This window comes from Kitasatospora sp. NPDC048298, assembly GCF_043201465.1.
Lineage (GTDB): Bacteria > Actinomycetota > Actinomycetes > Streptomycetales > Streptomycetaceae > Kitasatospora.
Genome location: NZ_JBICYZ010000001.1, coordinates 119,922 through 132,614 on the forward strand (window position 1 = coordinate 119,922; position 12,693 = coordinate 132,614).

General features: G+C 76.5%; 1 protein-coding gene (cut by a window edge). It reads left to right on the top strand.

The window, feature by feature from the left end; all coding sequences use genetic code 11:
• On the top strand, positions 1–12,672 hold the 3' portion of the coding sequence (locus tag ACGF0D_RS00060) for a type I polyketide synthase (RefSeq protein WP_392913164.1). 21,204 nt of this gene lie to the left of the window's left edge; the window shows 12,672 of its 33,876 coding nt (coding positions 21,205–33,876); its start codon lies off the left edge, out of view; the stop codon is at positions 12,670–12,672.
• Positions 12,673–12,693: the final 21 nt, after the last annotated feature.

A 12,693-nucleotide genomic window follows, 5' to 3' on the forward strand; every position in this document is an offset into this window, starting at 1 on the left:
CAGGTGTGGGTGGGTGCCGCCGACGGTTCGGGCGCCCGCCCGGTGTCGGTGCACTCCCGTCCGCAGGACGCCGCCGCCTCCGAGCCGTGGATGCGGCACGCGACCGGTCTGGTCGCTGCCGGTGACCAGGCGCAGGCCCCGGCCGGGATCGAGGCCGTCTGGCCGCCGGAGGGTGCCGTCGAGCTGCCGGTCGAGGGCTTCTACGAGCGGCTGGCCGCCGCCGGCTACGGCTACGGCCCGGCCTTCCAGGGGCTGCGGGCCGCCTGGCGGCTCGGGGACGAGGTCCTCGCCGAGGTCGAACTGCCGCAGGAGGTCCAGTCGGAGGCCGGCCGGTTCGGCCTGCACCCGGCGCTGCTCGACGCGGCGCTGCACACGGTGGGGCTGGGCGAGCTGCTCGCGGACACCGGCCGGGCGCGTCTGCCGTTCTCCTGGTCGGGCGTCGGTTTGTCGGCCGTCGGTGCCGCCCGGGTGCGGGTGCGCCTCGCGGCTGCCGGGCCGGACGCGGTGACGCTGCTGGCCGTCGACGAGACCGGTGCTCCGGTCGTGGCGATCGACTCGCTGGTGCTGCGCGAGGTCTCCGCCGACGGCGTGGCCGCCGGTCAGGGTGCCCCGCGTGACGCGCTGTTCCGCCTGGACTGGGCGCTGCTCGGGTCGGAGCCGGTCGACGGCGCCGCCGTGAGCCGTGCGCTGGTCGCTTCGGACGCGGCCGGGCTGCCGGCCGTCCTGCGCGACCTGGCCGGGTCCGCGCAGATCTTCGCCGGTCTGCCGGAGCTGGCCGGGGCGCAGGACGTCCCCGGGCTGGTGTTCCTGCCGCTCGGCCGGGCCGCCGGTGTGACCGGTGACGGGTCGGGCGCGTTCCCGGCCGCCGAGGCCGCGCACGCGGCCGTGCTGGGGGCGCTGGCCGCCGCCCAGGCCTGGCTGGCCGAGGACCGGTTCGCCGAGTCCCGGCTGGTGTTCGTGACGAGTGGTGCCGTCGCCACCGCCACCGGCGAGGACGTCGCCGACCTGGCGTACGCCCCGGTGTGGGGCCTGATCCGCTCCGCGCAGTCGGAGAACCCGGGCCGCTTCGTCCTGCTCGACCTCGGCCTCGACGCCGAGGAGGCGGACGCGGACGGCGCCGCCGAGGCCGTGCTCGCCGCGCTCGCCACCGACGAGCCGCAGCTGGCCGTGCGGGCCGGCGCGGTCCGCGCACCCCGGCTGGCCCGTCCGGGCACCTCGGGTCGGCTCGTTCCCCCGGTGGGGCACCCGGCCTGGCGGCTGGACGTCACGGCCGAGGGGACCCTGGAGAACCTCGTCCTGGCGCCCTGCCCGGAGGAGTTCCGCCCGCTCGGCGCCTGGGAGGTGCGGGTCGCGCTGCGCGCCTCCGGCCTCAACTTCCGTGACGTCGTGCTCGCCCTGGGTATGGTCCCCGACCAGCAGGTCATGGGGAACGAGGGCGCGGGTGTCGTCCTGGAGGTCGGCGCCGAGGTGACGGACCTGGCCCCGGGCGACCGGGTGATGGGTCTGTTCTCCGGCTCGTTCGCGCCGTACTCGGTGGTCGACCACCGCCTGCTGGCCCGGATCCCGGAGGGCTGGACCTTCGTTCAGGCCGCCTCCGTGCCGGTGGTGTTCCTGACCGCCTACTACGGCCTGGTGGACGTGGGCGGCCTGCGGGCGGGTGAGCGGGTGCTGGTGCATGCCGCCGCCGGTGGTGTCGGGATGGCGGCGGTGCAGCTGGCGCGGCATCTGGGTGCCGAGGTGTTCGGTACGGCGAGCCCGGGCAAGTGGGAGGCCCTGCGGGCCTCGGGTCTGGACGACGCGCACATCGCCAACTCCCGGACCCTGGACTTCGAGGGCGCTTTCCTGGCGGCCACCGACGGCGCCGGCATGGATGTCGTGCTGGACTCCCTGTCGGGTGAGTTCGTCGACGCCTCGCTGCGGCTGCTGCCGCGCGGCGGGCGCTTCCTGGAGATGGGCAAGACCGACAAGCGGGACCCGCAGGTGGTCGTGGCCGACCACGAGGGTGTGCGCTATCAGGCGTTCGACCTGGTCGAGGCCGGTCGGGACCGGATCCGCGAGATGCTGCGGGAGATCGTCGCCCTGTTCGAGCGCGGTGAGCTGCGGCTGCTGCCGATCGCGACCTGGGACATCCGGCAGGCGCCGGAGGCGTTCCGCTTCCTCAGCCAGGCCCGGCACACCGGCAAGCTGGTGCTGACCATGCCGCCGCTCCCGGACCGGGACGGCACCGTCCTGATCACCGGTGGCACCGGCACCCTCGGTGCGCTGCTGGCCCGCCACCTGGTGACCCGGTACGGCATCCGGCACCTGGTGCTCACCGGCCGTCGGGCCGCCGAGTCCGAGGCCGGGCGTGAACTCGCCCGCGAGCTGGGCGAGTTTGGTGCCGAGGTCACCCTGGCGTCCTGTGACGTCGCCGACCGGGCCGCGCTGGCCGCGGTGCTGGACGCCGTCCCGGCGGCGCACCCGCTGACCGCCGTGGTGCACACCGCCGGCGTCCTGGACGACGGCGTGGTGTCGGCGCTCACCCCCGAGCGCGTCACGGAGGTGCTCCGGCCCAAGGTGGACGGCGCGCTCAACCTGCACGAGCTCACCGCCGGCAGCGACCTCGCCGCCTTCGTGCTCTTCTCCGCCGCCGCCGGCACCTTCGGCGGCGCCGGGCAGGGCAACTACGCGGCGGCCAACGTGCTGCTCGACGCGCTGGCCCACCACCGCCGCGCGCTGGGCCTGCCCGCCCACGCCCTGACCTGGGGCTTCTGGGCCGAGCGCAGCGGCATGACCGGCCACCTGGACGAGGCCGACGTGACGCGCATGTCGCGCTCGGGCATGCGGGCGCTGTCCTCCGAGGACGGCCTCGCCCTGTTCGACGCGGCGCTGGGCACCGACGAGGCCCAGCTGATGCCCGCCAGGCTCGACCTCGCCACCATCCGCCAGCAGGTCGGCGCGGGCACCGTGCCGCCGCTGCTGCGCGCGCTGGTCCGGCCGAAGAGCCGCCGTACCGCGGCCGCCGTCAGCGCCGGCGAGGCCAAGTCCGGCCTGGCCCGCAAGCTGTCCGGGCTCGCCACCGCCGAGCAGCTGCGCCTGCTGACCGACCTGGTCCGCGGCCACGCGGCCACCGCGCTCGGGCACGCCACCGCCGAACAGGTGGACGCGGACCGGGCGTTCAAGGAGCTCGGCTTCGACTCGCTGACCGCGGTCGAGCTGCGCAACCGGCTCAACGCGGTCACCGGCCTGCGGCTGCCGGCCACCCTGGTCTTCGACCACCCGAGCCCGGCGGCGCTGGCCGAGTACCTGCGGGCCGAACTCGCGGGCGAGGAGCCCGCGGTGCAGGCGCCGCTGCCCGTCCCGGCCGCCGCCGCCGACGACCCGGTCGTCATCGTGGCGATGAGCTGCCGCTTCCCCGGCGGGGTGCGCAGCCCGGAGCAGCTGTGGCAGCTGGTCGCGGAGGGCGGCGACGCCATCAGCCCGTTCCCGGCCGACCGCGGCTGGGACACCGAGGCCCTGTACGACCAGGACCGGACCAAGAGCGGCACCAGCTACGTCCGCGAGGGCGGGTTCCTGCTCGGCGCGGGCGAGTTCGACGCGGGCTTCTTCGGGATCTCGCCGCGCGAGGCGCTCGCCATGGACCCGCAGCAGCGGCTGCTGCTGGAGGCCTCGTGGGAGGCGTTCGAGCAGGCCGGGATCGACCCGGGCGCGCTGCGCGGCAGTTCGACCGGCGTGTTCGTCGGGGCGGCCTACCAGGGCTACACCAACATCCTGGCCGGCTCCGCGCTGGAGGGTCACCTGCTCACGGGTGCCTCGACCAGCGTGGTGTCCGGGCGCGTCGCCTACACCTTCGGCCTCGAGGGCCCGGCGGTGACCGTCGACACCGCGTGCTCCTCCTCGCTGGTGGCTCTGCACCTGGCCGCCCAGGCGCTGCGCAACGGCGAGTGCTCGCTGGCCCTGGCCGGCGGCGCCACCGTGATGGCCACCCCCGGCCTGTTCGTCGAGTTCAGCCGTCAGCAGGGCCTCGCGCCCGACGGCCGCTGCAAGCCCTTCGCGGCCTGCGCCGACGGCACCGGCTGGGCGGAGGGCGCGGGCCTGCTCCTGCTGGAGCGGCTGTCCGACGCCCGCCGCAACGGGCACCCGGTGCTCGCGGTGGTGCGCGGCAGCGCGATCAACCAGGACGGTGCCAGCAACGGGCTCACCGCCCCCAACGGCCCGGCCCAGCAGCGCGTCATCCGCCAGGCCCTGGCGGCCGCCCGGCTGTCCGCCGACGAGGTCGACGCCGTCGAGGCGCACGGCACCGGCACGGTGCTCGGCGACCCGATCGAGGCCCAGGCCCTGCTGGCCACCTACGGCCGGGGCCGCGACGACGACCAGCCGCTGTGGCTGGGGTCGTTGAAGTCCAACATCGGCCACACCCAGTCGGCGGCCGGTGTCGGCGGCGTGATCAAGATGGTCATGGCGATGCGGCACGGGGTGCTGCCCAAGACCCTCCACGTGGACGAGCCGTCCCCCGAGGTCGACTGGTCGGCCGGAGCGATCGAGCTGCTGACCGAGGCCCGGCCCTGGCCGGAGACCGGACGTCCGCGCCGTGCGGCCGTCTCCTCCTTCGGCGTCAGCGGCACCAACGCCCACACCGTCCTGGAGCAGGCCCCGGCCGAGCCGGCCGCGCCCGCGGCCCGGCCGGTCACCCCGGCCGGCGCCGAGCCGCGGATGCTGCTGTGGCCGCTGTCGGCCCGCAGTGAGCAGAGCCTGCGCGACCAGGCCGCCCGCCTCCAGCGGCACCTCGCCGACCACGGCGACACCGCCGCGTCCGTCGGCTACGCGCTGGCGACCACCCGGGCCGCCCACGAGCACCGGGCCGTGCTGGTCGGCGCCGACGCCGCCGAACTGCGCGACGGGCTGGCGGCGCTGGCCGAGGGCCGTACCGCGCCCAACCTGGTGCGCGGCCGGGCCCGGGGCGGCAGGTCCGCCGTGCTCTTCACGGGGCAGGGCAGCCAGCGTCCTGGCATGGGGCGTGAGCTGTACGAGGCCTTCCCGGTGTTCGCCGAGGCCTTCGACGCGGTCTGCGCCCGGGTCGAACTGCCGCTGCGCGAAGCCGTGTTCGGCGACGACGCCGCGGTTCTCGCTCGCACCGAGTTCACCCAGGTCGCGCTGTTCGCCGTCGAGGTGGCGCTGTTCCGGCTGTACGAGAGCTGGGGGGTCCGTCCGGACGTCCTGGCCGGTCACTCGATCGGCGAGCTGACGGCCGCGCACGTCGCGGGTGTCCTGACGCTGGACGACGCCGTCACGCTGGTCGCCGCTCGCGGCCGCCTGATGCAGGCGCTGCCGGAGGGCGGCGCGATGGTGGCCGTCAAGGCCGCCGAGGCGGACGTCCTGCCGCTGCTGACCGCCCAGGTGAGCATCGCGGCCGTCAACGGGCCTTCCTCCGTGGTGATTTCGGGCAAGGAGTCCGAAGTCCTCGCGATCGCCGGTCAGTTCGAGAAGACCAAGCGGCTGAGCGTCTCGCACGCCTTCCACTCCCCGCTGATGGACGGCATGCTGGCGGAGTTCCGGGCCGTCGCCGAGGGTCTGACCTACGCGGCGCCGCGGATCGCCGTGGTCTCCAACGTCACCGGTGAACTGGCCACCGCCGAGGAGCTGTGCTCGCCCGAGTACTGGGTGCGGCACGTCCGCGAGGCCGTCCGCTTCCTCGACGGGATGCGCACCCTGGAGGCCCAGGGCGTCACCACCTACCTGGAGCTGGGCCCCGACGGCGTCCTCACCGCGATGGCCCAGGAGTGCCTGGGCGAGTCCACCCGGGCCCGGTTCACCACCGCGCTGCGCGCCGGCCGCCCGGAGGCGCGGACCGTCGCCACCGCCCTGGCCGCCGCCCACACGGGCGGCGTCCGGCCCGACTGGGAGGCGGTCTTCGCCGGCACCGGCGCCCACCGGGTCGCCCTGCCGACGTACGCCTTCCAGCCGGACGCCTACTGGCCGGAGCCGCTCCCGGCGGCCCCGCAGGCGGGCACCGAGCGCGCCGAACTCTCCGGAGCCGAGAGCGAGTTCTGGTCCGCCGTGGAGCGCGAGGACGTGGCGGCGCTGGCCGCGACGCTCTCCGTCGACGGCACCGGGCCGCAGGACGACCTGCTGCCCCTGCTGCCGCTGCTGTCCTCCTGGCGCCGCCGCAATCGCGACGACCGCACGGTGGACGGCTGGCGCTACCGCGTCACCTGGCAGCCGACGGCCGCCGCGACGGGAGCCGCGACGCTGTCCGGCACCTGGGTGCTGGTGCCCGGCGACGCCGCCCCCGACCTGGTCGAGGCGGCCGAGCGGGCGCTGACCGCCCACGGCGCCGCGGTGCACCGGCTGGAGCCGGGCACCCGGTCGCGGGAGGAGGCGGCCGCCCTGGTGGCGCAGCTGCCGTCCGCCCCCGCCGGTGTGCTGGCGCTCGCGCCGAGCGCGGAGTCGGCGCTGGTCCTGATCCAGGCGCTCGCCGACGCCGAGCTCACCGCCCCGCTGTGGCTGGCCACCTCGGGCGCGGTCTCGGTCGGCCGCGCCGACCGGCTGCGCGACGCGGCGCAGGCCCAGGTCTGGGGCCTCGGCCGGGTGGCGGCGCTGGAGCACCCCGCCCTCTGGGGCGGTCTGCTCGACCTGCCCGAGGTGGTGGACGAGCGGGCGCAGGGCCGGCTGGCCGCCGTCCTGGCCGCTCCGGCCGACGAGGACCAGCTGGCGGTGCGCGCCTCGGGCGTGTTCGTGCGCCGGCTCGTCCGGGCCGAGCGCGCCGAGGGCGCGGGCTGGAACCCGCGCGGCACCGTCCTGGTCACCGGCGGCACCGGCGCCCTGGGCGCCCGGGTCGCCCGCTGGCTGGCCGAGCACGGCGCCGAGCACCTGGTGCTGACCAGCCGTCGCGGCCCGGACGCCCCGGGCGCGGCCGAACTGCGCGCGGAGCTGGAGGGCCTCGGCGCCCGGGTGACGGTCGCCGCCTGCGACGTCGCCGACCGTACGGCCGTCGAGGCGCTGCTCGCCGAGCACCCCGTCGACGCGGTCGTGCACACCGCGGGCGTCGGCCAGACCACCCCGCTGGCCGCCACCGGCCTCGCGGAGTTCTCCGCGGTCGTGGCCGCCAAGGTGGCCGGTGCGGCGCACCTGGACGAGCTGCTCGGCGACACCGAACTGGACGCCTTCGTCCTCTTCTCCTCGATCGCCGGCACCTGGGGCAGCGCGGGCCAGTGCGCCTACGCGGCGGGCAACGCCTACCTGGACGCCCTGGCCGAGCAGCGGCGTGCCCGCGGCCTGGCCGCCACGGCCGTCGCCTGGGGCCCCTGGGCCGACGGCGGCATGGCCGACGGCGAGGCGGGCGAGCAGCTGCGCCGCCGCGGCCTGGCGCCGATCGCGCCCGACCTGGCGATCGCCGCGCTGGCCGGTGCGGTCGGCTCGGACGAGCCGGCGCTCACCGTGGCCGACGTCGACTGGGCGCGCTTCGCGCCGGCCTTCGCCGCCGCCCGTCCGCGCCCGCTGCTCGACCGGATCGCCGAGGCGGGCGAGGCGCTGGCCGCCGGCTCCCACCCGGCCGCCACCGACGCCGCGGGCACCCTGCGCACCCACCTGCTCGGCCTCGCCGAGGGCGAGCGCCGCCAGTACCTGCTGGACCTGGTGCGGACCGAGGCCGCCGCCGTGCTCGGCCACGCCTCGGCCACCCGGGTCGAGGAGGACCGGGCGTTCAAGGAGCTGGGCTTCGACTCGCTGACCGCGGTCGAGCTGCGCAACCGGCTCACCGAGACCAGCGGCCTGCGGCTGCCCGCGACCCTGGTCTTCGACCACCCGACGCCGCTCGCCCTGGCCGAGCACCTGCGGACCGAACTCGTCGGAGCCGAGCCGCAGTCGGCCCTGCCCGCCGTCCGTCCGGCCGCCGGCGACGGCACCGGGACGCAGGACGACCCGATCGCGATCGTCGCGATGAGCTGCCGCTACCCGGGCGGTGTCCGCACCCCCGAGGAGCTGTGGCAGCTGGTGCTCTCCGGCACCGACGCGGTCGGCGAGATGCCGACCGACCGCGGCTGGGACCTGGACGCCCTGTACCACCCGGACCCGGAGCACCCGGGCACCTCCTACGCCCGCCACGGCGGCTTCGTCCACGACGCCGACCGCTTCGACCCGGCGTTCTTCGGCATCTCGCCGCGCGAGGCGGTGGCGATGGACCCGCAGCAGCGCCTGCTGCTGGAGACCTCCTGGGAGGCCTTCGAGCGGGCCGGCATCGACCCGGCCACGCTGAAGGGCAGCCAGGCGGGCGTGTTCGTCGGCTCCAACGGCCAGGACTACGCGACCCTGCTGCTCGGCGCGCCGCAGGAGGCCGACGGCTTCCTCGGCACCGGCAACGCGGCCGCCGTGGTCTCGGGCCGGCTGGCGTACACCTTCGGTCTCGAGGGCCCGGCGGTGACGGTGGACACCGCGTGCTCCTCCTCGCTGGTCGCCCTGCACCTCGCCGTGCAGGCGCTGCGCGGCGGCGAGTGCTCGCTGGCCCTGGCCGGCGGTGTCACCGTGATGTCGCTGCCGGGGGCCTTCCTGGAGTTCAGCCGCCAGCGCGGCCTCGCCGCCGACGGCCGCTGCAAGTCCTTCGCGGGCGCCGCGGACGGTACGGGCTGGGGCGAGGGCGCCGGTGTGCTGCTGCTGGAGCGGCTGTCGGACGCCGAGCGCCTCGGGCACCCCGTGCTCGCCGTGGTGCGCGGCAGCGCGATCAACCAGGACGGTGCCAGCAACGGCCTGACCGCCCCGAACGGCCCCGCGCAGCAGCGGGTGATCCGCGCGGCGCTGGCCAGTGCCGGGCTGTCGGCCGGCGAGGTGGACGCGGTCGAGGCGCACGGCACCGGCACGGTGCTCGGCGACCCGATCGAGGCCCAGGCCCTGCTGGCCACCTACGGGCAGGAGCGCGGCGGGGACCCGCTGTGGCTCGGCTCGCTGAAGTCCAACATCGGCCACACCCAGGCGGCGGCCGGTGTCGGCGGTGTGATCAAGATGGTGATGGCGATCCGGGAGGGCGTGCTGCCGCGCACCCTGCACGTCGACGAGCCCACCTCGCACGTCGACTGGTCGGCGGGCGCCGTCGAGCTGCTGACGCAGTCGCGGGACTGGCCGGAGACCGGCGCCCCGCGCCGCGCGGGCGTCTCCTCCTTCGGGTTCAGCGGCACCAACGCCCACGTCATCCTGGAAGGCGTCCAGCCGGTGGCCGAAGCCGGGGAGGACCGGGCCGCCGTCGAGCCGCCGGTCCTGCCGGTGGTGCTGTCCGCCCGGTCCGAGTCGGCCCTGCGCCGGCAGGCCGGCCGCCTGCAGTCCCACCTGGCCGGCCACCCGGAGGTCACGCTGCTCGACGCCGCGTACTCGCTGGCGACCGGGCGCGCCGCCCACGAGTACCGCGCGGTGCTCACCGGCGCGGACCGCGCGGCGGTGCTGCGCGGGCTCGGAGAACTCGCCGAGGGAGGGTCCCTGCCGGGGCTCACCCGGGGCGAGGTCGGCGGGAAGTCGGCGTTCCTCTTCACGGGGCAGGGCAGCCAGCGTCCGGGCATGGGGCGTGAGCTGTACGCGGCCTTCCCGGTGTTCGCGGACGCCTTCGACGCGGTCTGCGCTCGGGTCGAACTGCCGCTGCGCGAGGCCGTGTTCGGTGAGGACGCCGCGGTTCTCGCCCGGACGGAGTTCACCCAGGTGGCGCTGTTCGCGGTCGAGGTGGCGCTGTTCCGGCTGGTGGAGAGCTGGGGGGTCCGTCCGGACTTCCTGGTGGGCCACTCGATCGGAGAGATCGCGGCCGCCCACGTCGCGGGCGTCCTGACGCTGGACGACGCCGTGGCGCTGGTGGCGGCTCGTGGCCGGCTGATGCAGGCGCTGCCGGAGGGCGGCGCGATGGTGGCGGTCAAGGCCTCGGAGGAGGAGGTGCTGCCGCTGCTGACCGCTCAGGTGAGCATCGCGGCGATCAACGGGCCTTCCTCCGTGGTGGTTTCGGGCGAGGAGTCCGAAGTCCTGGCGATCGCCGGGAAGTTCGAGAAGACCAAGCGGCTGAGCGTCTCGCACGCGTTCCACTCGCCGCTGATGGACGGGATGCTGGACGAGTTCCGGGCCGTTGCCGAGGGGCTGACGTACAGCGCCCCGCGCATCCCGGTCGTCTCCAACGTCACCGGGGACATGGCCACGGCGGAGGAGCTGTGCTCGCCCGAGTACTGGGTGTGGCACGTCCGCGAGGCCGTCCGCTTCCTCGACGGGATGCGCACCCTGGAGGCCCAGGGCGTCACCACCTTCGTCGAACTCGGCCCCGACGGCGTGCTCACCGCCATGGGCCAGGACTGCGTCGACGGACCGGACACCGCCTTCGCCGCCGCCCTGCGCGGCGACCGGCCCGAGCGGGACGCGCTCGCCGCGGCCCTGGCCGTCGCCCACACCCGCGGTGCGGCGGTCGACTGGGAGGCCCTGTTCGCCGGCTCCGGCGCCCGCCGGGTGGACCTGCCGACCTACGCCTTCCAGCGTGAGCGGTACTGGCCGAAGGCCGCCCAGGCGGCCCCCGCCGCCGGCACCGAGCACGACCCGGCCGAGGCGGACTTCTGGGCCGCCGTGGAACGCGGCGACCTGGCCGCGCTGACCGGCACCCTGGACGTCCGCGGGGACGAGCCGCTGAGCGCGGTCCTGCCCGCCCTGTCGTCCTGGCGGCGCCGCAACGCCGACGAGTCGACGCTGGACCGCTGGCGCTACCGCGTCAGCTGGCGCGCCCTGCCCGGCGACCAGGACGGCACCCCGTCCCTGGACGGCCGCTGGCTGGTCGTCGAGCCCGCCGACCGGGCCGGCGAGCAGCCGGCCGGCGACCTGGCGGACCTGCTGGCCGGGCACGGCGCCCGGGTCGAGCGGATCACCGTCGACCCGGCGACCGCGGACCGCACGGCCCTGGCCGGCGAGCTGCGCGAGGCCGCCGGCGGCACGGAGGCCCCCATCGCGGGTGTGCTCTCCCTGCTCGCGCTGACCGGGCGCTCGAACTCCGAGCACCCGGGCCTGTCGGCCGGCCTGTCCGGCACCCTGGCCCTGGTGCAGGCGCTGGGCGACGCCGGAATCGGCGCACCGCTCTGGCTGATCACCAGCGGCGCGGTCTCCACCGGCCCGACGGACCGACTGCGCAACGCCGTCCAGGCCCAGGTCTGGGGCCTCGGCCGGGTCGTCGGACTGGAGCAGCCGCAGCGCTGGGGCGGTCTGCTGGACCTGCCCGAGACGCTCGACGACCGGGCACGGCAGCACCTGGCGGCGGTCCTCGCCGGCGCCGACGGGGAGGACCAGATCGCCCTGCGGTCCTCCGGCGCGCTGGTCCGCCGGCTGGTGCACAGCCGTCCGCTCGGGACGGCCGAGGCGCCGGCCCCGTGGACGCCGCGCGGCACCGTGCTGATCACCGGCGGCACCGGCGCCCTCGGCGGGCAGGTCGCCCGCTGGCTGGCGCGGGCCGGCGCCGAGCACCTGGTGCTCACCAGCCGGCGCGGCGCGCAGGCCGCCGGGGCCGCCGAGCTGGCCGCCGAGCTGACCGGGCTCGGCGCCCGGGTCACCCTCGCGGCCTGCGACGTGGCCGACCGCGCGTCCGTCGCCGGGCTGCTCGCCGAGCACCCCGTCGACGCCGTGGTCCACGCGGCCGGCCTGGACCTGGCCGTACCGCTGGCCGAGATCACCGCGGACCAGCTGGCCGAGGTACTGGCGGCCAAGGTCGGCGGCGCCGTCCACCTGGACGAAATGCTCGGCGACACCCCGCTGGACGCGTTCGTGCTGTTCTCGTCCATCGCGGGCATCTGGGGCAGCGGAACCCAGGGCTCGTACGCGGCCGCCAACGCCTTCCTGGACGCCCTGGCCGAGCAGCGCCGCTCGCGCGGCCTGGCCGCCACGGCCGTCTCCTGGGGCCCGTGGGCCGGCGGCGGGATGGCCGAGGGCGAGGCCGAGGGACACCTCGCCCGCCGCGGACTCCCGGCGATGGCACCGGAGTTGGCCGTCGCGGCGCTCGACCGGGCACTCGGCCTCGGCGAGACCGCGGTGACCGTCGCCGACGTCGACTGGGCGCGCTTCGCCCCGGCCTTCACCGCCGGCCGGGCCCGCCCGCTGATCGCCGACCTGCCCGAGGTCGCCGCGGCCCTCGCCGACGACGGCCCGCAGAGCGGTTCGCAGACCGGCGCCTCCGGGCGGCCGGTCCTGGTGGAGCGCCTCACCGAGGCCCCGGAGGCGGACCGCAGGCGCCTGCTGGTCGACGCGGTACGGACCGAGGCGGCGGCGGTGCTCGGCCACACCGGTACCGACGGCGTCGGGACGGCCCGGGCCTTCCGGGAGCTGGGCTTCGACTCGCTGACCGCGGTCGAACTGCGCAACCGCCTCAACGGCCTCACCGGCCTGCGGCTGCCCGCCACCGTGGTCTTCGACTACCCGACGCCCACGGCCCTGGCCGAGCACCTGCACCCGCAGCTGCTCGCCGACCCGCGGTCCGGAGACGAACCGCTGCTGGACACCCTCGCCCGGCTGGAGGCCGCGCTCGCGCAGCCGCTGCCCGACGAGGACACCGGCGAGGAGGTGGTCGCCCGCCTGCAGGCCGTCCTGGCCCGCTGGAGCGACCGGCGCGACGCGCCGACCGCCGCCACCACCGCGCAGAAGCTGGACGAGGCGACCGCGGACGAGGTCTTCGCGTTCATCGACAACGAGTTGGGGATGTCGTGACCGGCATTCGACAGAGCACCA